General features: G+C 39.1%; 24 protein-coding genes. 19 read left to right on the top strand and 5 right to left on the bottom strand.

Annotated features, from left to right (window positions below; genetic code table 11):
• Positions 1-2 precede the first annotated feature (2 nt).
• The 5 genes from J3P37_RS09725 (at position 3) to J3P37_RS09705 (ending at position 6,646) form a co-directional block, all read left to right on the top strand.
• Positions 3-437, top strand: a complete 435-nt coding sequence (locus J3P37_RS09725) for an ATP-binding protein (RefSeq protein WP_256010916.1) — start codon at positions 3-5, stop codon at positions 435-437.
• Complete coding sequence (gene ybeY, locus J3P37_RS09720) at positions 437-871, top strand: rRNA maturation RNase YbeY (RefSeq protein WP_256010915.1); 435 nt, start codon at positions 437-439, stop codon at positions 869-871. Before J3P37_RS09725 ends, ybeY begins: the two co-directional genes overlap by 1 nt.
• Before the next feature lie 233 nt (positions 872-1,104).
• Entirely contained in the window at positions 1,105-2,970 is a 1,866-nt protein-coding gene (locus tag J3P37_RS09715; protein ID WP_256010914.1) for an ABC-F family ATP-binding cassette domain-containing protein, read from the top strand.
• Positions 2,971-3,025: 55 nt separating this feature from the next.
• Positions 3,026-4,888 (top strand): tRNA uridine-5-carboxymethylaminomethyl(34) synthesis enzyme MnmG, encoded by a 1,863-nt coding sequence (gene mnmG, locus J3P37_RS09710; protein WP_256010913.1) that lies wholly within the window; start codon positions 3,026-3,028, stop codon positions 4,886-4,888.
• A 120-nt stretch (positions 4,889-5,008) separates the two neighbouring features.
• Positions 5,009-6,646, top strand: coding sequence for an Ig-like domain-containing domain (locus J3P37_RS09705; protein WP_256010912.1), 1,638 nt, complete (start codon positions 5,009-5,011; stop codon positions 6,644-6,646).
• Here J3P37_RS09705 and J3P37_RS09700 read toward each other — a convergent pair.
• Positions 6,624-7,148: a gamma carbonic anhydrase family protein gene (locus J3P37_RS09700; protein WP_256010911.1), complete on the bottom strand. Its 525-nt coding sequence runs from the start codon at positions 7,146-7,148 to the stop codon at positions 6,624-6,626. The two genes, J3P37_RS09705 and J3P37_RS09700, sit on opposite strands and share 23 nt — an antisense overlap.
• 15 nt (positions 7,149-7,163) lie before the next feature.
• Positions 7,164-8,750 (bottom strand): L-aspartate oxidase, encoded by a 1,587-nt coding sequence (gene nadB, locus J3P37_RS09695; protein ID WP_256010910.1) that lies wholly within the window; start codon positions 8,748-8,750, stop codon positions 7,164-7,166.
• Between the two features lie 412 nt (positions 8,751-9,162).
• On the opposite strand from nadB, the gene nadA reads away from it, so the two are divergent.
• The 3 genes from nadA (at position 9,163) to J3P37_RS09680 (ending at position 12,001) form a co-directional block, all read left to right on the top strand.
• Entirely contained in the window at positions 9,163-10,155 is a 993-nt protein-coding gene (gene nadA / locus J3P37_RS09690; protein ID WP_256010909.1) for a quinolinate synthase NadA, read from the top strand.
• 23 nt (positions 10,156-10,178) lie between these two features.
• The gene (thiL, locus tag J3P37_RS09685; RefSeq protein WP_256010908.1) at positions 10,179-11,216 is read left to right on the top strand and encodes a thiamine-phosphate kinase; all 1,038 of its coding nucleotides are present in this window, start codon (positions 10,179-10,181) and stop codon (positions 11,214-11,216) included.
• Positions 11,217-11,308: 92 nt separating this feature from the next.
• Positions 11,309-12,001 carry a zinc metallopeptidase gene (locus J3P37_RS09680; RefSeq protein ID WP_256010907.1) on the top strand — a complete coding sequence of 231 codons (693 nt, stop codon included), beginning with the start codon at positions 11,309-11,311 and terminating at the stop codon, positions 11,999-12,001.
• Positions 12,002-12,076: 75 nt separating this feature from the next.
• On the opposite strand, the gene apaG is transcribed toward J3P37_RS09680, so the two are convergent.
• On the bottom strand, positions 12,077-12,463 hold the full coding sequence (apaG, locus tag J3P37_RS09675) for a Co2+/Mg2+ efflux facilitator ApaG/CorD (RefSeq protein ID WP_256010906.1): 387 nt from the start codon (positions 12,461-12,463) through the stop codon (positions 12,077-12,079).
• Between the two features lie 41 nt (positions 12,464-12,504).
• On the bottom strand, positions 12,505-13,497 hold the full coding sequence (dusB, locus tag J3P37_RS09670; protein WP_256010905.1) for a tRNA dihydrouridine synthase DusB: 993 nt from the start codon (positions 13,495-13,497) through the stop codon (positions 12,505-12,507).
• 70 nt (positions 13,498-13,567) lie between these two features.
• Between dusB and J3P37_RS09665 the strand changes: the two genes are divergently transcribed.
• Genes J3P37_RS09665 through J3P37_RS09650 form a run of 4 tightly spaced genes read left to right on the top strand, consistent with a single transcriptional unit; the run spans position 13,568 to position 16,517 of the window.
• Positions 13,568-14,491: a CPBP family intramembrane glutamic endopeptidase gene (locus J3P37_RS09665; protein ID WP_256010904.1), complete on the top strand. Its 924-nt coding sequence runs from the start codon at positions 13,568-13,570 to the stop codon at positions 14,489-14,491.
• Entirely contained in the window at positions 14,472-14,675 is a 204-nt protein-coding gene (locus J3P37_RS09660) for a putative signal transducing protein (protein WP_256010903.1), read from the top strand. Before J3P37_RS09665 ends, J3P37_RS09660 begins: the two co-directional genes overlap by 20 nt.
• On the top strand, positions 14,672-15,472 hold the full coding sequence (locus tag J3P37_RS09655; RefSeq protein ID WP_256010902.1) for a phosphatidate cytidylyltransferase: 801 nt from the start codon (positions 14,672-14,674) through the stop codon (positions 15,470-15,472). The genes J3P37_RS09660 and J3P37_RS09655 overlap by 4 nt, the downstream gene beginning before the upstream one ends.
• A gap of 10 nt (positions 15,473-15,482) precedes the next feature.
• Positions 15,483-16,517, top strand: a complete 1,035-nt coding sequence (locus tag J3P37_RS09650; protein ID WP_256010901.1) for an energy transducer TonB — start codon at positions 15,483-15,485, stop codon at positions 16,515-16,517.
• A 3-nt stretch (positions 16,518-16,520) separates the two neighbouring features.
• Here the strand turns inward: J3P37_RS09650 and mfd are convergent, their stop codons facing one another.
• Positions 16,521-19,871: a transcription-repair coupling factor gene (gene mfd / locus J3P37_RS09645; RefSeq protein ID WP_256010900.1), complete on the bottom strand. Its 3,351-nt coding sequence runs from the start codon at positions 19,869-19,871 to the stop codon at positions 16,521-16,523.
• A gap of 200 nt (positions 19,872-20,071) precedes the next feature.
• Here mfd and J3P37_RS09640 point away from each other — a divergent pair, with 200 nt between their 5' ends.
• The 7 genes from J3P37_RS09640 (at position 20,072) to J3P37_RS09610 (ending at position 23,699) form a co-directional block, all read left to right on the top strand.
• Complete coding sequence (locus J3P37_RS09640; protein WP_256010899.1) at positions 20,072-20,485, top strand: DUF4199 domain-containing protein; 414 nt, start codon at positions 20,072-20,074, stop codon at positions 20,483-20,485.
• A complete protein-coding gene (locus tag J3P37_RS09635) occupies positions 20,486-20,761 on the top strand; it encodes a DUF2752 domain-containing protein (protein WP_256010898.1) in 276 nt (91 codons plus the stop codon).
• A gap of 20 nt (positions 20,762-20,781) precedes the next feature.
• On the top strand, positions 20,782-21,141 hold the full coding sequence (locus J3P37_RS09630) for a TM2 domain-containing protein (RefSeq protein WP_256010897.1): 360 nt from the start codon (positions 20,782-20,784) through the stop codon (positions 21,139-21,141).
• Positions 21,138-21,362 carry a DUF2905 domain-containing protein gene (locus J3P37_RS09625; protein WP_256010896.1) on the top strand — a complete coding sequence of 75 codons (225 nt, stop codon included), beginning with the start codon at positions 21,138-21,140 and terminating at the stop codon, positions 21,360-21,362. The genes J3P37_RS09630 and J3P37_RS09625 overlap by 4 nt, the downstream gene beginning before the upstream one ends.
• A 224-nt stretch (positions 21,363-21,586) precedes the next feature.
• Positions 21,587-21,853: a hypothetical protein gene (locus J3P37_RS09620; RefSeq protein ID WP_256010895.1), complete on the top strand. Its 267-nt coding sequence runs from the start codon at positions 21,587-21,589 to the stop codon at positions 21,851-21,853.
• 2 nt (positions 21,854-21,855) lie between these two features.
• On the top strand, positions 21,856-22,953 hold the full coding sequence (locus J3P37_RS09615) for a Nif3-like dinuclear metal center hexameric protein (protein ID WP_256010894.1): 1,098 nt from the start codon (positions 21,856-21,858) through the stop codon (positions 22,951-22,953).
• Positions 22,953-23,699 carry a zinc ribbon domain-containing protein gene (locus J3P37_RS09610; RefSeq protein ID WP_256010893.1) on the top strand — a complete coding sequence of 249 codons (747 nt, stop codon included), beginning with the start codon at positions 22,953-22,955 and terminating at the stop codon, positions 23,697-23,699. The genes J3P37_RS09615 and J3P37_RS09610 overlap by 1 nt, the downstream gene beginning before the upstream one ends.
• Positions 23,700-23,718 lie beyond the last annotated feature (19 nt).

Genomic DNA, 23,718 nt, shown 5'->3' with positions numbered 1-23,718 from the left:
ATATGACAACAAACCGGGTAGGAATTTCAGACGACGCTGTTCTATATACCTTGCAATTGCCATCGAAGATTGAAAGCATAACTACGGTTGAGAGCTTTGTTGACAAGTTAAAGGATGAATATAATTTAGGTGATGATACCTATGCTAATGTGCTGACTTGTTTGAGTGAAGCTACAATAAACGCAATAATTCATGGCAACAGGCAGGACGAAACCAAAAAAGTCTATATAAACCTCGAAGTACAGAATGGAAAACGCATGCAGTTCACCATCGCGGATGAAGGCGAGGGATTCGACTATAACAGGTTACCAGATCCTACTGCGCCTGAGAATCTGGAAAATTTAACCGGACGTGGTGTATTCATCATTAAACAGCTTGCAGACCAATGCATCTTTAATCTTAAAGGGAACGAAGTTGAACTCCATTTTAAATTTTAATGGCTGGTACTATTAATTTTTTTAATGAAGACGTTTCTTTACAACTAAAAAATAAAATTAAGCTGAGATCATGGATTAAGGAAACTATCCATATTGAAGGATACACGCTGAACGAGCTTAATTTTATTTTTTGTTCTGATCTCTACCTCCTAGATTTAAACCGGCAGTATCTAAACCACGATACTTTCACTGACATTATCACCTTTGATAATTCCCAACAGGACAGGCATCTTACAGGAGACATATTTATAAGTTATGAACGTGTTTGTGAAAACGCCGCTGAATATAAAGCATCTGTAGTTGATGAACTTCACCGCGTTATTATTCATGGAACACTTCACCTTTTAGGTTACAAGGACAAAAAGAAGGCCGAGAAGGCCCTTATGACCTCTAAGGAAAACTTTCATTTGGAACGCAGGAGTTTCAGCAACTAATCAGAGAGTTGATCTCTGATTTAACAGACGCAGTCCCTGATATTCATTCGTTTATCATTAAATAAATGTTTCAACACCAAATAGCTTATTGGAACTATTATTTCCGTATTTTTGCCGATAATGAGTGAGGTATGCGCTCCTAAACCTTTTAACATCGTGGCGGCAACTTAACGTATACCTCAAGCAAACACAATCAATAGTGGTTTGATATTACTATTGGTATTAAATATATCATGAGCATTTTATCAGGAGAACAATTAGGCCATTCATTTAATGATACCTGGCTATTCAGAGATATTACATTCGGCATTGCAAAAGGTCAAAGGGTAGCATTAGTGGGCGTTAATGGATCAGGTAAATCTACATTAATGAAAATCCTTTGCGAACGCTTAATACCTACTGAGGGTAAAGTAGTTAAAGAAAAAGGATTGAGCGTAGGATACTTAGAACAGGACCCCGATTTTGGTGGCCAAAGAACCATAGCTGATTACATCTACAGCCTCGACAATAAGCAACAACAATTAATCAGGCAGTATGAGCATCTTATCGCAACAGATAACCCGGACGATCTTGAACTAAGCAACCTGATTAACGAATTAAGTGAGCTAAACGCCTGGGAATATGAACATGAAATAAAAACTATCCTTCAAAGGTTATCAATTCACGATCCTGATAGGGAAATAAAAAGTTTATCCGGAGGACAAAAAAAACGTTTAGCGCTGGCGAAACTGTTGATCGATAATCCAGAGGTATTTGTTCTTGATGAGCCTACGAATCATCTTGATATTGAAATGATCGAATGGCTTGAAAGTTTCCTCACCACTGGTCAAAAGACACTCGTTATGGTAACTCACGACAGGTACTTCCTTGACAATGTTTGCAATCATATCATTGAGCTGGAGAATAAAAAACTCTACTCCTACCAAGGCAAATACAGTTATTTCCTGGAAAAGAAAAGTGAGCGAGAGGAAATAGAGGCTTCAAGCCTTCAAAAAAACAGAAACTTACTTAAAAAGGAGCTTGAATGGATGCGCAGAATGCCAAAAGCGAGAAGCACAAAATCAAAATCCAGGATCGACGCCTTTTATGATCTTGAGAGTAAAACTAAAGGAATCAATCAAAACCAGAAAATAGAATTAAGCACTAAGGTATCCCGGCAAGGAAACAAAATCCTCGAGCTTGAGCACGTTAGTCAGTCCTTCGGCGAAAAAGTGATCATCGAAGACTTCAGCTATACGTTTAAAAAAGGTGATCGAATTGGGGTGGCCGGAAAAAACGGCAGTGGTAAATCTACCCTACTAAACATACTTTCAGGTGAGGTTCAACCAAAGGAAGGCGCTGTGCAATTTGGTGAAACGACGAAATTTGGGTATTACAAACAGTCAGGATTAGATATTCAGGAAAATGAGCGTGTTATAGACGTTGTAAAAAATGTAGCCGAATACATAACAATGGCTGATGGAAAAACACTTACCGCATCACAGTTACTTACGCATTTTCTCTTCCCACCTGCTAAACAACATACGTTTGTAAGTAACCTTAGTGGTGGAGAAAGAAAACGCCTGCAATTAATGAGGGTGCTGATGAAGAATCCGAATTATCTTATTCTTGATGAACCAACGAACGACCTGGACATCGATACCCTTAACGTACTGGAAGACTTTCTGGAAAAATACTCAGGGGTTCTGATTTTGGTATCACACGACAGATACCTTATGGATAAATTAACTACCCAGCTTTTTATCCTAGAAGGAAATACCAAAGTAAGGATATATAATGGAAATTATACTGATTACCGACTTGAAAAAGAAGAGGAAGTTGCTAACTTAAAAACACCTGGTAAAAAGATTGAAATAAAAGAAGAGAATTCAGCGAAAAAATCCAAGCTTAGTTTTAAAGAAGAGCGCGAACTAGAGAACTTAGAAGCACGGATTCCTGAAATTGAAGAGAAGATAGAAGAACTATCTCAGAGACTAAATTCAGGAATTAGCGACCATATTCAGCTTTCTGAAATCTCTAAAGAGATAGAAATAAATAAAGCAGCTTTAGAAAATTACACCATTAGGTGGATGGAGCTTCTAGAATTAAAAGAATATTAATACAACTTTAAAAGTGTTCCACGTGGAACACTTTTAAAGTTCCACGTGGAACATAATGTTTAAAAAATATGATATAATCGTTGTTGGTGCAGGTCATGCAGGCTGTGAAGCCGCGGCTGCAGCTGCAAATCTTGGTTCATCCGTGTTATTAATAACAATGAACATGGCGACCATAGCACAAATGAGTTGTAACCCAGCTATGGGTGGAGTGGCAAAAGGTCAAATAGTTCGGGAAATAGATGCAATGGGTGGCTACTCAGGAATCGTTACTGACAAGTCTATGATCCAGTTTAGAATGCTTAACCTTTCTAAAGGACCAGCAATGTGGAGCCCAAGAGCACAAAACGACAGGATGAAGTTTGCTGAGGAGTGGCGCTTGATGCTCGAGAGAACACCCAATGTTGACTTCTGGCAAGACACTGTAAAATCCCTAGTAGTTAAAGGTGACCGGGTCGCCGGTGTTATTACATCTTTAGGTATTGAAATCGTAGCTGAGGCCGTAGTACTGACGAACGGCACCTTTTTAAATGGATTAATACATATTGGAGAAAAGCGGTTTGGCGGAGGCAGGACTGCGGAGAAATCAGCTACAGGATTAACAGAACAATTGGTAGAGTTAGGCTTCGAATCCGGACGTATGAAAACGGGCACCCCCCCACGTGTAGATGGCAGAAGCCTGGATTATTCCAAAATGGAAGAGCAATGGGGAGACCCTCAGGGCGGGAGATTTTCTTATACCAATATCGAGCTCCCAACCGAAGAAAGATGCTGCTGGATCACGTATACCAACAGCGAAGTTCATGATACCCTTAAAGAAGGTTTTGAAAAATCACCAATGTTTACTGGACGGATAAAAGGTCTAGGTCCACGGTACTGTCCTTCTATCGAGGACAAGATCAACCGTTTTGCTGAACGTGAAAGGCATCAAATTTTTGTAGAACCAGAGGGTTGGAACACGGTAGAAATTTATGTTAATGGTTTCTCGACGTCATTGCCAGAAGATGTTCAATACAAGGCCTTAAAATTAATACCAGGGTTTGAAGGTGTTAAGATGTTCAGACCTGGCTACGCGATTGAATACGACTTCTTCCCTCCTACGCAGCTCGACTTAACATTAGAAACAAAGCTAATTAATAACCTCTTTTTTGCGGGTCAGATCAATGGCACAACTGGTTATGAAGAAGCCGCAAGTCAAGGCTTTATCGCTGGAATAAACGCTCATCAAAAAATCAATGATGAGCATGAATTGATCATGAAGCGCTCAGAGTCTTATATAGGCGTATTGATCGACGACCTTGTTACTAAGGGAACTGAAGAGCCTTACCGTATGTTTACATCAAGAGCTGAACACAGATTACTTCTTCGTCAGGACAATGCAGATATACGTCTCAGCCCAATCGGACATAAGCTAGGTTTAATTAGCGATGAACGGCTTGATGTCGTCAACAAGAAAATAAGTAATTCGGATGATATTGTTCGTTTCTTAAAAAACACGTCCATCGATGCAGGCGAAGTAAACTCACTATTGGAAGAACTTAAAACATCCCGCCTAACTCAGAGCGTAAAGATGTTCCAGTTAGTTTCCAGGCCACAGGTTGGATTAGAAGATCTAAAGAAGGCGAGTAAAGCGCTTACGGATTATCTAAACAAATATAATCAGGATACGATTCAGCAGGCAGAGATCAAAGTGAAGTATGAAAGCTATTTTGAGAAAGAACTTGAAATAGTTGGTAAGATGAAGAAAATGGAAGACCAGGAGATTAATCCCGAATTCAACTACAATCACTTAGTTTCCCTTTCTAAGGAAGCCCGAGAAAAATTGATGAAAATAAAACCACGGACTTTAGGACAGGCTTCACGTATTTCAGGAGTTTCTCCTTCAGATATATCTGTATTAATGGTTCACATGTCAAGATAATTATAAATACTTGATTTACAGACAGTTAAAAAACTTAAAATAAAAAGAACTGACGACCTATCTTGAAATGAGAATAGGTTTGGTTCCGAAAAAAGTAAAAGTTGCTTAAATCGCATTAAAATGCCCTCAAATTTAAAACGATACTTTAGCGTAAATTTTCTAATATCAATTATCCTGTTAGCGATGTTTTTTGGCTGTGCAAGCATTCAGCAACCCACCGGGGGACCTAAGGATACGGAGCCACCGAAGGTATTATCGGAATCACCCAAGAATTTTACATTAAATTTTAATTCGCCGGAAATAAGTATTCAGCTCAATGAATACTTTAAGCTGAGCAATACAGCGAAGGAAATTAGCTTGTCTCCCGACGTAGATAAGCAACCTGAATATAAGATTAAAAAAAAATACCTCCACATTAGATTTCAGGATACGTTGGAGAAGAATACCACCTATACAATTAATTTCGGCAATGGAATAGTGGATTACAACGAGGGAAACATACTCAAAAACTATTCATACGTATTTTCCACAGGCAGTAAAATTGACTCGCTTTCTATCACGGGCACAGTGACAAATGCGATCACAAAAGCACCTCAACTTGACGCTACGGTATTCTTGCTACCTGCGAATCAGGACACACTATTCGGTAAGAAGAAGGCCCATATATTTACCACTACTGACTCTTCAGGAAACTTCAAGTTGCAATATCTGAAGGAGAATACCTACCGGATCTATGCAGTTTATGAGAAAGACGGAGGTGATAAAATTTACAACTCTCCAAACGACGAAGTCGCTTTTATCGAAAACCCTGTAATACTGCGAAAAGATACATCCGGAATTAAGCTGCATCTCTTCAAAGAAGAACCTACCGTTTTCCGATTACTAGACAGAAAAATAGAGAATACCGGCAGAATCATATACACATTTAACCAAAAACTAGAAACGCCCTCGCTGCAGATATTAAGTCCGGCAGAATTAAACAACGAAAAGATAGTTGAGTTTAGCAGAAATGGCGATACAGCACTGCTTTGGACGAAAGATCTAACATTTGACTCCATTAAAGTAGCTATTCTAAACAATGGAAAACCTTTAGATACTACTATGATCAGAAGATCTAAACGGGACGATTACAAACAAACCATTGGTATCGAAGATAATATCCCAACAGGAAGAGTAAAGCCTGGCACAGACGTCGTTTTAAGCTTCTCTGCACCTATAAGCACTATTGATACAAAACTAGTAACCTTACTACAAGACTCAGTTCCGGTTAGAGGATTCAGATTCGAACGGGATTCAGTGTCAACAAGAAAATATCGATTAAAATACTCCTGGAGAAATGAAAAGTCGTATGACCTAACTATCGCAGACAACGCAGTTAAAGGCACATACGGCGGCTTGAACAAACAATTCAAAAAGGCGATCACAAGAGATGATGAGGAGAATTATGGCAATCTGAACGTCCATTTCACTGTTCCCGATACTTCTAAGGCCTATCTGATAGAACTACTCAATGCAAGTGATCAGCCAATTACCAAAACTATCATAAACACTAACAGGACGATAAACTATACCATGTATTCAGTAGGAAAATACTCCATCAGAATTACGTATGATGAAAACAAGAACGGAATATGGGATACGGGTAGCGTTAAAGAAAAGAAGCAACCAGAACAAATCTGGAATAGCCCTACTGAAATAACATTACGAGCTAACTGGGATCTGGAGGAAAAAATAACTATTCCCCCTCCTTCACAGTAAACCAGCTGGAATACAAAATGTAATTTTGCGGCAGTTGTCTTAACAAGACTTTCTGCTCGTCACTGATTGGCTTGATCTTGCGGGCAGGTGCACCTGCATAAATGTAGCCTGATTCACAAACTGTGTTCTCAAGGACTACAGCTCCCGCAGCTATAATCGTATATTCCTCAACAATTACGTTGTCCATCACAATAGCACCCATGCCAATAAGTGTGTTGCTCTTCAAAGTACAGCCATGAACCAAAGCATTATGACCAATAGACACATTATCAGCAATGGTTGTACCTGCCCTCTGGTATGTGCAATGAATAACTACACCATCCTGGATATTGACATTACTCCCAATTCGGATATAATTAACGTCTCCACGGATGACTGCATTGAACCACACTGAACAATTATCACCCATAACCACGTCACCGACAACAGTGCAATTCTCCGCCAGGAAACAATCATTTCCCCAAATGGGTAAAACACCTTTAACTGCTAATACTAATGCCATATTTAAGCTTCAATGTTAAAAAATAGTATCTGTAATATCCTGACTATGCTCCGGATAATCAGTTGTATAGTGCAGCCCGCGGCTTTCTTTACGCAGCATCGCAGACTTTATAACAATAAACGCGCACTGAATAACATTACGCAATTCACATAACTTTACTGACAGCTTGGTCATTTTATAAAACTCCTCCGTCTCATCATATAGCAATTTAAGTCGCCGCATTGCCCGTTCCAACCTGAAATCAGACCGGACAATACCAACATAATCACTCATTATTTTTTGAGTTTCACGCAAGTTATGAGTTACCAAAATATCTTCATTTAGCAATACAGTGTTCGTTTCATCCCACTCTGGAATGTCTGCTGGAATGATACTCTCTTTAAATACTTTCACTGCGTCGAGATAAATCCGGTGTGCGAAAACTGTAGCCTCTAGTAATGAGTTAGAAGCTAATCGGTTAGCACCATGAAGCCCTGTAGACGAGCACTCTCCACACGCATATAAGCTGCGTATAGACGACCGGCCAAATTCATCAACTAAAATACCTCCACACATATAATGACAAGCAGGGGTGACAGGAATAAAGTCCTTAGTCATATCAATCCCGATACTAAGACAGCGTGCATAAATGTTAGGAAAATGTGATAGTATGTCTTCCTTACTCCTGTGCCTTATATCCAGGTAAACAAAGTCATCGCCCGACTTCTTCATTTCAGAGTCAATAGCTCGGGCAACTACATCCCTGGGGGCAAGGTCCTTACGAGCATCGTAATCCTTCATAAACTCTCTCCCAGTCCTGTCGCGTAAAATACCACCAAAACCACGAACCGCTTCAGAAATTAAGAATGAGGGGTACTCACCCGGGTTATAAAGCGCTGTAGGGTGAAACTGAATAAACTCCATATTACGAACTTTGCCCTTAGCTCTATAAACCATAGCTATACCGTCGCCTGTAGCGATAGTGGGATTTGTTGTATTAGAATATATGTGACCAGCACCTCCACTAGCCATCACAGTAACTTTCGACAGGAACCTTTCTACTTTATTGGTCTCTGTATTTAGTGCATAAATCCCGTAACACTCTATGTTATTCGATTTTTTTCCAACAAACTGCCCCAGATGATGCTGAGTTATTAACTCAACGGCGAAATAGTGAGTTAGAATTTCAATATTTGGGTTCTTATGAATCTGCTCAAGTAAAGCCCGTTCTATCTCGAAGCCAGTGATATCTTTATAATGTAGTATCCGGCTCTCAGAATGTCCCCCTTCCTTAGCAAGATCATAGATACCAGGCTTGGTTGTATCGAAATTAGTTCCATAATCGATTATCTCCTGAATCCTTTCCGGACCCTCCTTAACCACCGCCTCAACCACCCTCCGATCGCATAAGCCATCACCGGCTACGAGTGTATCATCTATATGTTTGTCAAAGGAATCTGACTTATCAACAACCACAGCAACACCTCCCTGTGCATACTTAGTGTTAGATTCGTCTTCATTTGCCTTCGTAACAATCAGTACCTTACCATGTTGGGCTGCCTTAAGAGCAAAACTAAGTCCGGCAATGCCAGAACCAACAACAAGGAAATCAACATTCTTCATCAAAAATAAATTAGTAAAATGTAATCTTCTTTAGTCAATGTGGATAAACCACTGTAAAGATGTTAATTTTGTATAGAAACTGGTTTAAAAATTACGATAACTATATTTCGATTGTGAAAAAGGCTAAAATTCTATCTATTTTGAAAAAGTTATAAGCAGAAAAACTCGTAGTTGTTAACGTTTCAAACACATCAAAGAATTAACAGTAAAACTCAAGTCATAAAAATTATGAGAGTTTAGCCTCTTAATTCTCAGTAGTTTGATTTATCAAGAGTGTTAATAAAGTGTTGAAAAGTTATAAAGAACAAAAAAATCAAATTTTAGTTTGCTATCTTCCTAACATTACTAACACCCTAATAAACCATAAGAATATATTTTAAATAGATATTTGTATTTTATTGTAGTGTTGAAAATGGATATTTTTGAAGAAATAAATGTTAAGGGTTTCGTAGATGAGCCAATAGATCCTACACTGGATCTATTTGATGAAATAGAAAAACTAAAGAAGGAGAAGAATGCCGTAATATTGGCGCATTATTATCAGGAGCCGGATATCCAGGATATCGCTGATTATATAGGAGATAGTCTTGGCTTATCGCAGGAAGCTGCTAAAACAGGCGCTGAGGTAATTGTGTTTGCCGGAGTACACTTTATGGCAGAAACAGCAAAGATCTTATCTCCATCAAAGAAAGTCTTATTGCCGGATTTGAAAGCTGGATGCTCTTTATCGGATAGTTGCCCTGCACATTTGTTCGCAAAGTTTAAAGAGAAGTACCCTGACCATTTGGTTATTACGTATGTCAATTGCTCAGCAGAGCTTAAGGCTTTAAGTGATATTGTTTGTACTTCTGCTAATGCAGTGCAAATTGTGAACAGTTTGCCACCAGACCAAAAAATAATTTTTGGCCCTGATAAGAATCTGGGTGCTTATGTATCAAAAAAGACCGGCCGCGACATGGTACTATGGAACGGTGCCTGCATGGTACATGAGATATTTTCTGTGCAGAGAATATTAAAGCTGAAGGAAAGGCACCCTGAAGCGAAGTTTATCGCGCATCCGGAATGTGAGGATGTTATTTTAAGTATGGCTGATTATATAGGATCGACCACTGGTTTACTGAAATACTCGATGAATACAGATGCTAAAGAGTTTATAGTTGCAACTGAAAGTGGAATTATTCATCAAATGGAAAAGGCTAATCCGGACAAGGTATTTATTCCGGCCCCGCCTAATAATGCTTGTGCATGCAACGATTGTCCTCATATGAAACGTAATACACTTGAAAAGTTGTATTTATGTTTAAAGAATGGACTTCCGGAGGTAGATGTCCCGATGCATGTAATTGAAAAGGCGAGGCTGCCGATAGAAAGAATGCTTGAGATCTCGGCCCGTCTTGGTCTGTAGGGCAGGCAATAAATGATTAAAAGATGTTTGAAAACAAGGAGAGAACAGATATAAGCAGTTTGGGTGAGTTCGGACTCATCGATCATCTTACCAGGAGTATAAAACTTAAAAACCCCTCGTCATTGAAGGGAGCGGGCGATGATGCTGCCGTGCTAGACCCCTCAGGCAAAAAAATGCTGATTTCGACCGACCTGCTTCTGGAAGGAATTCATTTTGATTTGGCTTATACTCCCCTTAAACACCTGGGATATAAATCAATACAGGTTAATCTAAGTGATATTTACGCAATGAACGCAGTACCGAGCCAGGTTACAGTTTCTTTGGGTTTGTCAAGCAAGTTTCCTCTTGAAGCAGTTGAAGAACTTTATTCAGGAATGCTGCTAGCCTGTGAAAAATATAACGTGGATATTGTTGGAGGAGATACCTCGTCTTCAAAGCAAGGTCTGGTAATAAGTGTGACCAGCATAGGTTATGCAGATGAGGAAGCTATCACTTATCGCAATACTGCTGCTGAGGGCGATCTGCTATGTGTTTCGGGAGATTTGGGTGGTGCCTATATGGGCCTGCAGCTTTTGGAGAGGGAAAAGAGGATCTTTATTGAAAACCCTCAGATCCAACCTGATCTTGAAGGTAAAGACTACATCATCGAGCGTCAGCTAAAGCCCGATGCAAGAAAGGATATCGTAGAAATTCTTAGAGATTTCGGGATTAAACCCACGGCTATGATAGACATTTCTGATGGCTTGTCTTCTGAAATAATCCACATTTGTACACAATCAGAGGTTGGATGTAATTTATACGAGGAAAAGATTCCAATTGATCCTATGACGTATGAAACGGCGAGGGAGTTCAACCTCGACCCTACTGTTTGTGCATTGAGTGGCGGTGAAGACTATGAATTGCTTTTTACAATAAAACAGTCTGATTATGATAAAATAAAAAATAGTGCGTTTATAAGTATAATAGGTCATATAACTGAAAAGGCAGCTGGTATGAATATGATATCTAAAGCTGGCAACGTTCATGCTTTGAAAGCACAAGGTTGGAATACATTTCAATAAGCATATGCTTATATGTCAGTTAGAACGAATGTTTTTATGACAATATGATAGTAGGAATACTTTTTGATCAGTACAAATAAAAATAATTTAAAATGGGCTTAATATTATTCATAGTAATCGCAATAGTTAGCTTCATAGTACAGGCGCGATTTAAAAGTAAGTTTAAAAAATACTCGGAGACCCCATTAGCTTCCGGTCTAACGGGACGGGATGTGGCAGAGAAGATGCTTCATGATAATGGAATATATGATGTACAGATTCGTTCTGTAGAAGGGTCGTTATCTGATCATTACAATCCTGCTGATCGTACTGTAAACCTGAGTCCTGAGGTATATCATGGAAGAAGTATTGCTGCCGCAGCTGTAGCCTCTCACGAATGCGGGCATGCTGTACAACATGCAAGAGCTTATTCATGGCTGCAATTTCGGTCTGCAATGGTTCCCATTGTCAATATTGCATCCAATTTATTGCAATGGGTGTTTATGTTAGGCTTTATCTTACTGGCCTCGGGTGTTGGACATACTTTATTGCTTGTAGCGTTTGGTGCAATGGTGGTAGTAACACTATTCAGTGTGGTAACACTTCCTGTAGAGTTTGACGCAAGTAACAGGGCATTAGCATGGTTACAAAGCAACCGTGGCATTATGCAGACAAGTGTTGAACATGGCCAGGCTAAAAATGCTTTATGGTGGGCTGCAATGACCTACGTAGTAGCTGCTCTGGGATCTGTTGCACAGCTTCTATATCTAGCTTTGATGCTTTTTGGCGGAAGAAGCGATGACTAACCTGAACTTAAGTGAAAAATAAAAAGCTCCCTTCATTGCAAGGGAGCTTTTTATTTATTTAACAATGCAAAACAATCAATTAAGTTTATATGGAGCTACCATGAAAAACTCAGGTATCTTAACCTCAAACTCCTCTTCGTCCACCAGGCGTTTCATTTCATAATTTCCTTTCATACTTCCCATATCAGTTTTAAGGTTGCAACCCGACACGTATTCATGAAAGCCACCCGGATCAATAACTGGTTGTTGCCCTACTACACCCTCTCCTTCTACTTCTCTATGAGTACCATTTGAATCGAAGATATACCAGTGCCGACGCATTAGCTGTACACTGTAGTCTGTCATATTTTCTATACATATTTTGTAAGCAAACATATAATGGTCGTTCGCCGGATTGGAATATTCGGGCTGATAGATTGTTTCTACCGATATTTTCACGCCTTCAGTAATATGTGTTACCATAGCTTTTTCTATTTTTATAGACCTCTATAATAATTCAAAAATCAAGCCATCTCAATTTCAAATTTTGTTTTTATTTCATTGAGTACTTCAAGTATTTCGCTATAGCTTTCCAGGCTAACCAGATTCATACGATATTCTTTAAAGTTTGGTATGCCTTTAAAGTAATTGGAATAATGTCTTCTCATCTCAAATATACCCGTTTTCTCGCCTTTCCATGCGATAGATTTTTCGAGATGAGTAGCACAAACTTCAACTCTTTCTGTTAAAGTTGGACCGGCTAAAATTTCACCTGTTTTAAAGAAATGTTTTATTTCTCTGAAAATCCATGGGTATCCAATGGATGCTCTCCCAATCATAATCCCATCGATCTCGTATTCAAGTCGCCAATCTGCCGCCTTATTTACAGAATCCACATCCCCGTTACCAAAAATAGGTATCTGGATTCGCGGGTTTCTCTTTATTTCCCTGATTAGAGTCCAATCAGCCTGTCCTTTATACATTTGAGAACGAGTGCGTCCATGTATCGTCAAAGCCTTAATCCCAACGTCCTGCAAGCGCTCCGCAACTTCATAAACATTTTTGGTATTATCGTCCCAACCCAAACGAGTTTTCACGGTGACAGGGAGATGAGTAGATTCAACAACTGCTTTTGTCATTTCGACCATCTTGTCAATATCCTGAAGCAAGCTGGCGCCTGCTCCACGGCAAGCGACATTTTTAACTGGGCAACCATAGTTGATATCAATGAGATCGGGGCTTGCCTTAGTTGCAATCTGTGTAGCCTCTCTCATACTATCAATGTTACTGCCGAAAATTTGGATACCGATTGGCCGCTCATATTCAAATATATCCAGTTTCTGGATACTTTTTGCTGCATCACGAATTAACCCTTCAGACGATATGAATTCCGTGTACATCATATCTACACCGCTCTGCTTACAAACGTATCTGAAAGGAGGGTCACTAACATCTTCCATTGGTGCCAGCAAGAGCGGGAATTCACCTAAATCTATATTTCCAATTTTTACGGACATCAGCTATACTTAAATACTATCTTTGCCTGATTTTATAAATGGCAAAAATACAAATATTTAACCGATGATAATGGAAGACAAGTCAGGTGCCCGTCATCCTTTTTTAGATCTGCTTAACCTTATTTTCCTGGTTTTAGCCGGTACTTTGTTATTCACTCTCCTTGGTTTTTTTGTTTCTTACCTGATTTACGGTAATGATGTATTACATGGTTTACGGACGGGAGACTTTGCTTTGCCGGTGCTAAAAATCATCCAGTTATGCTCATCAATAGGGACGTTCATTGTCCCCGCCATTTTATTTGCAAAACAACAGCATGTTGGTGTATTTAATTTTCTAGACCTAAAGAGGCGGCTTGATTTAAGGTTGATTATATTGGCTATTGTGATCCTGTATGTTTTCACCCCGTTTATCGACTGGACAATATTAGCCAACCAGAAGATGAAACTGCCAGAGTTTTTGAAAGGAATTGAATCGTGGATGAGGGCGAAAGAAGATCAAATAGCACTTCTAACTAAACAGTTCCTTGTGATGACGTCGCCGGCTGACCTATTTGTAAATCTTCTCATCATTGCTGTTGTTCCGGCAATAGGTGAAGAATTACTCTTCAGGGCTTGTGTTCAAAAAATCTTTACAAGATGGACCAGAAATTTCCACGCTGGCATATGGGTCGCAGCAATTATTTTTAGTGCTATTCACGTGCAATTTTATGGCTTTGTTCCAAGGTTGCTTTTGGGCTCATTATTTGGCTATCTGTTTTATTTTAGCAGGAATTTATGGGTTCCCATAATCGCTCATTTTGTTAATAATGGCACTCAGGTTATCCTAGCATTTATCCTTCAAAGAAAGGGTCAATCTGTTGAGATGCTAAATGAACCAGGTGAATATCCGTTTTATTTACCATTTGTAAGTTTACTGTTTACATCTGCACTATTGCTTATTTATTTTAGATTGTCACCTGTTAAGAAGGAATTTGATGAAAGACGACTGGGTTAAGATTTATTCATCATCTGATTATTACAGGTGTGAGATTGTGAGGCAGGTTTTGATAGATAACGAAATAAATGCTGTTTTATTCGATAAACAGGGCTTCCCTTATAAGATAGGCGATGTTGAAATTTATATACACCAAAAAGACTATCAAAAAGCAATAGAGGTTATTATTAGTAAGGATTTATGAAAACAAGGGCAATAACGGGTTTTTTCTTTGTATTAGTTATGCTGGCATCGGTACTGACGGGTGCTTATACATTTGCCATCTTTTTTATGCTGTTAGCTATTCTTTGTGTCAACGAGTTTTACACTCTGGTTAAATCAGAAAGTCTCAGTCCGCAGCATGCCGGAGGGATATTACTTTCATTGTTAGTATACATCCCTGTAACTGTATACTTGCTGGAGGGAGATGGCTTGCATTATACTTTATTGGCTGCTCCTCTTGCTGTTCTGCTTTGTATCATAGAGCTTTATCGTAAATCTGATAAACCATTTTACAATCTGGCTTTTACTTATTTTGCTATTTGTTATCTGATCGTACCTTTTATTTTTTTCAGCGCATCTGCATTTATTAGCGGGGAGTATAATTTCCATATTCCCTTAGGAATTTTATTGTTACTCTGGGCGAGCGATACAGGAGCTTACCTTTTTGGTGTTAAATTAGGTAAGACAAAGTTATTTGAACGCCATTCACCGAAAAAAACATGGGAGGGTTTTTTCGGCGGGATGTTTTCAAGTTTGCTGGTAGCCTTTATTTTAAGTACACAATATATTGAGTTGTCGGTTATTGACTGGTCAGTTATTTCGTTGTTAATAGTAGTTGGCGGTACTTTTGGAGATTTATGTGAATCGATGCTAAAAAGGAGTATTGGCAAAAAGGATTCCGGATCCTTGCTTCCTGGTCATGGAGGTTTACTTGACAGATTTGATGGTCTCTTATTTGCTGCACCCCTCGTTTTTGTATATTTATATTTTGTCAGCTAGATAATTGGAAATGGAAAACACGCCTTTGAATACGGAAGACGGAACTGAAGAAAAAACGGTTGTAAGAAAAGACCGCTCATTGTTATATATGGGTCTGATATTAGGTATCATTATCCTTGTAATGGGCTATATGACATTTTTCGTAGACGATCCCTGGAAAGGATTGAAAAAAGAGGAAGCTGTACCTGTCAAAGTTGTGGAAGACGAAAACAACTCATCAATACTGGATGAAAGCTCTCATATGAGTGAATCTGAAGTTCGGACATCGCTGGTAAAATTTATAGAAGCATTCTATTATGATCAAAGCCGTGGATATTTTGATCCGCCGAGCTATTTTGCTAATATTACTGAGACATTTTTTAATTTCCATAACCTCACCCATACGCGGCTGAAAGAGATCTATTGGAAACGCCGAGAGGATACTGAGAATTTACGCCGGGTATGGATAGTGTCGTCACTTAAGTTTGAGCGTCAGAATGACCGGATAATAGCTACTTATTGGACGAAAGAAACTTATTTCCGTCCATCTCTAAGACAGCAGTATTCAGGAAATATTCAGTATGAGATGATCATCGATGGTGATGGAAAGATAGTGTCCCTCCGCGATATTGATGTAAAAGATGAGATAATTCAAACTATTGAACCAGATTCTACTGATGTGCTAGAGCCGGCGGCATCGGTGGAGGTTTCAGCACCGGCTGTTGAGGTATCTGCAGAAAACAAAGTTTATGAGGCTTCAGCGCTGGATGTGAAGCCCGAATTTACAGGCGGTCAGAAAGAGCTGATCAAATATGTATCGAATAATATTAAATACCCTTTAGCGGCCCGTCAGGCAAATATTCAAGGCAAGGTATATATATCGTTCGTAATTGATAAGGATGGCTCTGTAAAGGATGCAAAAGTAAGACAGGGTATCGGAGCCGGATGTGACGAGGAAGCCTTGCGAATAGTTAAGAATTCTCCTAAATGGAAGCCAGGTGTATTGAACGGAAGTCCTGTTAGAACTAATATGGTTTTGCCTATTACCTTTCAAGTTAGCCAGTGACCTCTAAGCAGGAACACCGGCTAATTCTTCAAGAACACGAATTGCTTCATCGAGACTCCTGATATCCTCAAAAGAAATACGAAGTGTTGATTTAACCTCTTTAAGATTACACCGGCGCATATTATCTTTTACAAAGGCCAGTACCCTGTTAAATGCGTCACTCTCGAAATAAGGAGACTGCTGGTCAGAAACAAAGTACCCTTTTAACGAGTTCTTTTTTAAGGAAATCTTTTCAAAGCCAATGCTTTTGCCTAACCATTGCAGCTTCAGCGAATTTAATAGTTCGCTCACTTGCCTTGGCATGGGTCCAAAGCGGTCTGTAAGTTGCCTGGCGAAGTTTTCAAGATCCGTATCATTTTCAAGTTTAGATATCTCAGTGTACAGGTTGTAACGTTCAGTGATGTTTGTAACATAACTGTCGGGAATGAGAATTTCAAGATCGGTATCCACTTGTGTAAAGGAAACTATCGGACGCGGTTTTTCATCCTGGAACAAGTCTTTAAATTCGTCATCTTTCAGCTCTTGAATTGCCTCATCCAGTATTTTGTGGTACATTTCGAAACCTATTTCTGCAATAAAACCGCTTTGTTCTGCACCTAAGAGGTTCCCGCTGCCACGAATGTCCAGATCTCGCATAGCGACGTTGAAGCCGCTACCCAGATCGGAAAATTCTTCAATTGCGCTTAGTCTTTTCCTTGCTTCCGGCGTAAGAGTTGAAAGGGGGGGGCTTAGTAAATAACAAAAAGCTTTTTTATTTGAGCGACCTACCCTGCCGCGCATCTGGTGTAAATCGCTTAAACCAAACATATGGGCGTGATTAATAAGGATAGTATTTGCATTTGGAATGTCAAGCCCGGCTTCAATAATGGTAGTGGCCACTAGCACATCGTAATCAGCGTTGACAAATTTTAACATGACATCTTCAAGCTCATCACCTTCCAGCTGTCCGTGAGCAATACCGATCCTGGCTTTGGGAACAAGCTTTTTAATCATTCCTCCAAGTTGCGCCAGGTCCTGCACGCGGTTGTGTATAAAGAATATTTGGCCTTGCCTGCTGATTTCAAATTCCACAGCTTCCTTAATTAGCTTTTCATTGAAAACATGCAATTCAGTAACTACAGGCTGGCGGTTAGGTGGTGGTGTGGATATAATGGATAGATCCCGCGCTCCCATGAGGGAAAAATGCAGGGTACGTGGTATTGGAGTGGCTGTTAAGGTGAGTGTGTCAACATTGGCTCTGAATTGTTTAAGCTTTTCTTTTACGCCAACTCCAAATTTTTGTTCTTCATCGATTATGAGTAAACCAAGATCTTTAAATTTTACATCTTTACTCACTATGCGGTGTGTGCCGATAATTATATCAACTTTACCTTCAGTCAGTTTGTTAAGTGTTTCTTTTATCTGTTTACTTGACTTAAACCGGTTTATATAATCGATGTTACAGGGGAAGTCCTTTAAGCGGGAAGTGAATGTCTTATAATGCTGGAGTGCGAGGATTGTTGTGGGTACCAATATAGCAACCTGCTTACTATCTGCAACAGCTTTAAATGCTGCCCGTACCGCGATTTCTGTCTTACCAAATCCAACATCTCCGCATACAAGGCGGTCCATAGGGTGCGGTGACTCCATATCTTTTTTAACATCTGCGGTAGCCTTTTCCTGGTCGGGAGTGTCTTCATAGATGAATGATGCTTCCAGCTCATTTTGAAGATAGGTGTCGGGCAGGAAAGCGTTTCCGGTTTGAGCTTTGCGGACGGCATAAAGCTTTATCAGGTCCCGGGCAATGTCTTTAACTTTTTTTTTTGTGGTCTTTTTGAGCTTTTCCCAGGTATCAGTACCCAGCTTGTTCATTTTAGGTACCGTTCCCTCCTTGCCTGAATATTTAGAAATCCGGTTTAGAGAATTGATATTAACGTACAGCAAATCATTGTCTGCATAAATAAGGCGTATCATTTCCTGGGTTTTACCATTCACTTCCACTTTTTCAAGCCCGGCGTATTTACCTATCCCATGATCAATATGAGTAATATAATCGCCTGATTTTAATTCGCGAAGTTCTTTAAGGGTGATTGCCTGTGAACGTGTGTAGCCTTTTTTAAGTTTGTATTTATAATACCTGTCAAATATCTGGTGATCAGTATAACATGCTATCCGCTGCTCGTAATCAACGAAACCTTCTCTTAACGAAAGATTTATTGGCGTGAATTTTACGGTTTTGTCGATATCATCGAAAATAGAATACAGTCGTTCTGATTGTTTTACAGAATCTGTAAAAATGAAATTAATTATTCTCTGGCTTTCGTTTTGTTTGATATTGTGAATAAGAAGATTGAAATCTTTATTAAATGATGGCTGAGGTTTAATATCAAAGTTAATGACACTGGTTGCCTGATAAAAAAACTGTTTACCAAATTCGACAATAGAAAAATCTTTCAGTTGATCGGCGAGCAACTTTTCTTCAGTAAAATTGAATTTGGGATCTATCCACTCGGGGTTTTGATTTTTATCACTTAACGGAAGTGCTTTCCATAGTTCCGTTGCTTTTTTGTAACCATCCTTTAAAATGTCTAAAGTAAATTGAACATCCTTGAACCATATAGAGGTACCGGCATCAATATACTCGAGCAGAGATATATTATGCTCTGTCAGGAACTTCGACTGAACGTTAGGAACTATGGTGATACTTTTAACGGTTTCTGTTGATAATTGATCTTCTATCTCAAAGGTACGGATGCTCTCAATGTGATCTCCGAAAAATTCTATCCGGTAAGGTAGGTCGTGTGAAAATGAAAATATGTCCACAATACCACCACGAATGGAGAATTGACCTGGCTCATAAACAAAGTCTACCCTTTCGAAATCATATTCAATCAAAAACTCATTTATAAAGTCAATATTTAACTTGTTACCGGTAGAGATTTCCAGGGTATTCTTCTCCAGCGACGCCCGGTTAATTACCCTTTCGGCAAGGGCCTCAGGGTAAGTGACAATTAACTTTCCAAATTCGGTCGAATGAATTAATTCATTGAGTACCTCAGCTCTTTGTAATACATTGCCTGGGTCTGGCTGAGTAAATTCAAAAGGTTTTCTGTAGGAAGAAGGAAATATTAAGATTTCTTTATTCAGGAGATTTTCCAGGTCGCTTTGGAAATACGCTGCTTCGTCTCTATCTGGCAGTACGAACAGCATATTAGCATGCTGATGAAAGTATGCAGCTGTAGCAATAATTGAATCACTAGATCCAATTAATCCTTTTAAATGCACTCTTGGACCTCTTGCCGCGTTTAATGCTGCCGCCAGGTCTTCAAGTCGTTTATCGTTTTTATATAAATCTAAAATTTCCCTTACGTTCACAACACAAAAATCTATCAAATAAAATTGCGGGGTAAATTACTATCAAAAATTTAATCAACAGGCTTTTTGTTTTTATTTCCTTGATATATATGCAGAAATGATCTGTCAAGTTAAAATTTATTAAAGGTGGGAACAATTTATCTATACAAGATGTTAAAAATTTATCGGCCCTAATCTTAACTTAGTAATAACGTATAATTATGAAAAACGCATTTAAATACGGAGCTTTTATTGGTATAGCGAGTGGTGTATGGATATTAGTATTACATTTTGCAGGCGTATACGAAAGCCAGTTTCCAAAGGCTGATCAGCCTTCATGGCTTGAATATGTTTCAGGTATTATTCCAGTTACAGGTTTATACCTGGGCATAAAAAACTTCAGAAACCGGGTTAACGGTGGTAGGATGGAATTTTTTGAAGGAATTTTCGAAGGGTTCAAGATAATGATTGTGGGAGGAATTATCGCCTCATTTTTTGCGTCGGTATATGTTACTTATGTAATTAAGGGTTTACAAACTGATTATATGGCCCGGGTTGGTGCCGCAGGTGTGATCGGGATATTGTCTACTTTGGTGATTTCATTACTTTTGATGAATAAACAACATAATTTGTAATTGAATTTATTACGGAATTTTGAGTTAGTATTTTGGATTGCCGCTCTGACTGCACTTGCTTTTTTACCATTAGACCAGCACCATTTTACGCTTTGCCCATTAGGAGCTATGGGTTTAAAATGGTGTCCGGGTTGCGGGTTAGGGAGAGCTGTTGCATGTATCTTACATGGTGAAGTGGAAAAATCCGTTCAATACCATATTTTAGGTTTGCCTGCCCTGATTATTTTAGTTGGCAGAATATTTTCTTTAAGTAAAAAATTTCTTTACCTTTCTTGAAAAAACTCACCAGATTTGCCATGATTAGTTCAGATTTTCTTTATTCCTTGAAAGGGATCACTCCAGAGGAATTTGCGTATGTGCAGAAAGTTATGGAAGGTATGAATGATGAACAAGTGCGGCAGTTCATTGCATTTTATGGTAGCAAGCGTCATAGTCCGACGGATATATTACTTTTCACCTTGCTGGGTTTTGTAATCGTAGCCGGTGTACAACGGTTTATGGTAGGCCAGATAGGAATGGGTATTTTATATGTATTTACTTTTGGTCTATGCTTTGTAGGTACAATTGTTGATGCCATCAATCATAAAAGTCTCGCTTTTGAGTTTAATCAGAAAGTTGCCGCGGAATGCGCTCAAATGATACGATTTAGCAGATGAGTTCCTATACTGGTAAGTTGGTAATAATAGCAGGTTTGATTCTGGCACTAATCGGTGTTATCATCTACTTTTTTTATGATAAACTCCATTGGATAGGGAATTTACCGGGCGATATTAAAATAGAACGCAAAAATTTCCGTTTTTATTTTCCAATAACCACCATGGTTCTATTTAGTTTATTAATAAATATGTTGATACGCTTGTTCAGGTGGATTAACTAATGTTAATTTGTGGAATTATGCAAATGCCAACTGATCCACAGAATTTACTAACTTTAGGACTTGCTGCCCTGGTAAACATTTTGATAACCATAATGTTTTGCAGAAGCCTGATAAAGGCACTATCATATGTCAGTCCGGAAAACAAAGCTTTACAATCTTCGAGTATATGGCTTTTGCTTATTCCAGTGATTAATTGTATTATAAACTTCATAGTTGTTTTCGGTATGTCACGATCTATTGCCAATGAATTGAGAAGCCGGGACTTTGAAGAAGAAGAGCGTCCTGCATTTGCATCAGGAATAACGTTTGCTATACTTTCTCTCGTGGCGCTGGTGTCAATGCTGGTCCCTGTTCCATCGAGCTTTGCCGCCGTTGTTGGTGTAATTGGTTTTAGCCAGATCTTCTTTTTTGTTCAATACTGGATGAAGATCAATTGGTATAAACGTGTGCTTCAAAACGACGAAGAAGGAATAGATCAGTCAAACGAGTAAGCATGAAATTATCTGAACTGACATCCTATCTTGAAGAGATCGCTCCTTTGGCCTATCAGGAAGATTACGACAATTCAGGATTAATTATAGGAGATCCTGATGCTGAAATTACGTCTGCGCTCATTTCGCTGGACTGCACGGAAGCTGTTGTCGACGAGGCTATAGAGAAAAATTGTGGTCTCATTATTTCGCATCACCCCATTGTATTTAAAGGACTCAAGAAGTTCAATGGTAATACCTACGTAGAACGCGTGGTGATGAAGGCATTGAAGCATGATATTGCCTTATATGCTATCCATACAAATTTTGATCATGTTTTAGACGGTGTAAACTCGATGATATGTGACAAACTGGGTTTAAAGAATTGTACAGTACTTTCACCAAAGACCGGCTTGCTGAAAAAATTGGTGACGTTTTGTCCTTTGAGTCATGCTGAAATTGTTAGTGATGCTCTATTTAGCGCCGGTGCCGGTTCAATAGGTAGGTATTCGGAATGCAGTTTTAATACGGAAGGTATAGGAACATTTAAAGCGGGTAGTAACACGGATCCTTATGTAGGCGAAAAGGGGATCAGGCATCAGGAGTCCGAAATATCCATAGAAACCATTTATCCATCATCTATAGAGAGAAAGGTTTTACAAGCGCTGTTTCAAGCACATCCTTATGAGGAAGTCGCTTATGATCTATACCCGCTCAGCAACGGTTTCCAGGAAGTAGGGGCAGGAATGCTTGGACATTTGGATGCTGAAATGCCTGAAGCTGATTTTCTGCAGCTTGTGAAAAAAAACTTGCATGCTACGGTTGTCCGGCATACAGCTGTTCGCAATAAAGCAGTGAGAAAGGTGGCAGTTTGTGGAGGAGCCGGCAGCTTTCTATTGAAGCAAGCTATTTCAGCCGGCGCAGATGTGTTTGTTACCTCAGATTATAAGTATCACGAGTTTTTTGATGCGGAAGGAAAAATAATAATTGCTGATGTTGGACATTTTGAAAGTGAGCAATTTACGCAACAATTGTTGTTTGACATTATTCGGAAAAAATTTGCTAACTTTGCACTCCATTTAACAACAGTAAATACAAACCCAATAAATTATCTAATTTAATGGAACAAACCGTAGAACAAAAGCTTAAGGCATTATACGAGCTTCAAAATATTCATACTAAAATCGATAAGATCAGACAGGTCCGTGGGGAACTTCCAATGGAGGTATCCGATCTTGAAGATGAAGTAGCGGGTCTTGAAACCCGGATTAACAAGATAAAGTCTGAGCTGGATGATCTTGAAGATGCTATTGTAACCAGAAAGAATCTAATAAGAGATGCACAGGCTGCTACTAAAAAATACGAAAGCCAGCTTAACGATGTTAAAAACAATCGTGAGTATGATGCTATCTCTAAGGAGATTGAAATTCAGGGGCTGGACATTCAGGTGAGCGAGAAAAAGATTAAAGAATTTGGTTTTGAGATCACCAATAAAACTGCGGTTTTTGAAAAGGCTATGGCTGATCTGGAAGACAGAAAGAAAGATCTTGAAGCTAAAAGAGCTGAGCTGGAGAATATTACGTCGGAGACTCAGAAAGAGGAAGATGAGTTGAATGCTAAAGCAAGCGCCGCTGCTGAATCTATAGATGAGCGTTTGTTAGTTGCTTATAGCCGTTTACGTCAGAATGCTAAGAATGGGCTGGCAGTTGTAACTATTCAGCGTGATTCATGCTCCGGATGTTTCAATCAAATTCCTCCTCAACGCCAAATGGATATCCGTCAGCATAAAAAAGTAATCGTTTGCGAGCATTGCGGACGTATCCTGGTTGATGAGGCGCTGGCGGGTGAAAAAACAGAAATAGTTTAAACGCAAATAAGCTGAAAAT

The organism is Desertivirga xinjiangensis, assembly GCF_024436435.1.
GTDB classification, from domain to species: domain Bacteria; phylum Bacteroidota; class Bacteroidia; order Sphingobacteriales; family Sphingobacteriaceae; genus Desertivirga; species Desertivirga xinjiangensis.
Note: the sequence above shows the minus strand (reverse complement) of the source record. Positions and strands in the feature narration are given on the sequence as shown.

Coding starts and splice junctions, on each gene's coding strand:
- J3P37_RS09725 (WP_256010916.1), top strand. CDS start 3: ATGACAACAAACCGGGTAGGAATTTCAGACGACGCTGTTCTATATACC.
- ybeY (WP_256010915.1), top strand. CDS start 437: ATGGCTGGTACTATTAATTTTTTTAATGAAGACGTTTCTTTACAACTA.
- J3P37_RS09715 (WP_256010914.1), top strand. CDS start 1,105: ATGAGCATTTTATCAGGAGAACAATTAGGCCATTCATTTAATGATACC.
- mnmG (WP_256010913.1), top strand. CDS start 3,026: ATGTTTAAAAAATATGATATAATCGTTGTTGGTGCAGGTCATGCAGGC.
- J3P37_RS09705 (WP_256010912.1), top strand. CDS start 5,009: ATGCCCTCAAATTTAAAACGATACTTTAGCGTAAATTTTCTAATATCA.
- J3P37_RS09700 (WP_256010911.1), bottom strand. CDS start 7,148: ATGGCATTAGTATTAGCAGTTAAAGGTGTTTTACCCATTTGGGGAAAT.
- nadB (WP_256010910.1), bottom strand. CDS start 8,750: ATGAAGAATGTTGATTTCCTTGTTGTTGGTTCTGGCATTGCCGGACTT.
- nadA (WP_256010909.1), top strand. CDS start 9,163: ATGGATATTTTTGAAGAAATAAATGTTAAGGGTTTCGTAGATGAGCCA.
- thiL (WP_256010908.1), top strand. CDS start 10,179: ATGTTTGAAAACAAGGAGAGAACAGATATAAGCAGTTTGGGTGAGTTC.
- J3P37_RS09680 (WP_256010907.1), top strand. CDS start 11,309: ATGGGCTTAATATTATTCATAGTAATCGCAATAGTTAGCTTCATAGTA.
- apaG (WP_256010906.1), bottom strand. CDS start 12,463: ATGGTAACACATATTACTGAAGGCGTGAAAATATCGGTAGAAACAATC.
- dusB (WP_256010905.1), bottom strand. CDS start 13,497: ATGTCCGTAAAAATTGGAAATATAGATTTAGGTGAATTCCCGCTCTTG.
- J3P37_RS09665 (WP_256010904.1), top strand. CDS start 13,568: ATGGAAGACAAGTCAGGTGCCCGTCATCCTTTTTTAGATCTGCTTAAC.
- J3P37_RS09660 (WP_256010903.1), top strand. CDS start 14,472: ATGAAAGACGACTGGGTTAAGATTTATTCATCATCTGATTATTACAGG.
- J3P37_RS09655 (WP_256010902.1), top strand. CDS start 14,672: ATGAAAACAAGGGCAATAACGGGTTTTTTCTTTGTATTAGTTATGCTG.
- J3P37_RS09650 (WP_256010901.1), top strand. CDS start 15,483: ATGGAAAACACGCCTTTGAATACGGAAGACGGAACTGAAGAAAAAACG.
- J3P37_RS09640 (WP_256010899.1), top strand. CDS start 20,072: ATGAAAAACGCATTTAAATACGGAGCTTTTATTGGTATAGCGAGTGGT.
- J3P37_RS09630 (WP_256010897.1), top strand. CDS start 20,782: ATGATTAGTTCAGATTTTCTTTATTCCTTGAAAGGGATCACTCCAGAG.
- J3P37_RS09625 (WP_256010896.1), top strand. CDS start 21,138: ATGAGTTCCTATACTGGTAAGTTGGTAATAATAGCAGGTTTGATTCTG.
- J3P37_RS09620 (WP_256010895.1), top strand. CDS start 21,587: ATGTCACGATCTATTGCCAATGAATTGAGAAGCCGGGACTTTGAAGAA.
- J3P37_RS09615 (WP_256010894.1), top strand. CDS start 21,856: ATGAAATTATCTGAACTGACATCCTATCTTGAAGAGATCGCTCCTTTG.
- J3P37_RS09610 (WP_256010893.1), top strand. CDS start 22,953: ATGGAACAAACCGTAGAACAAAAGCTTAAGGCATTATACGAGCTTCAA.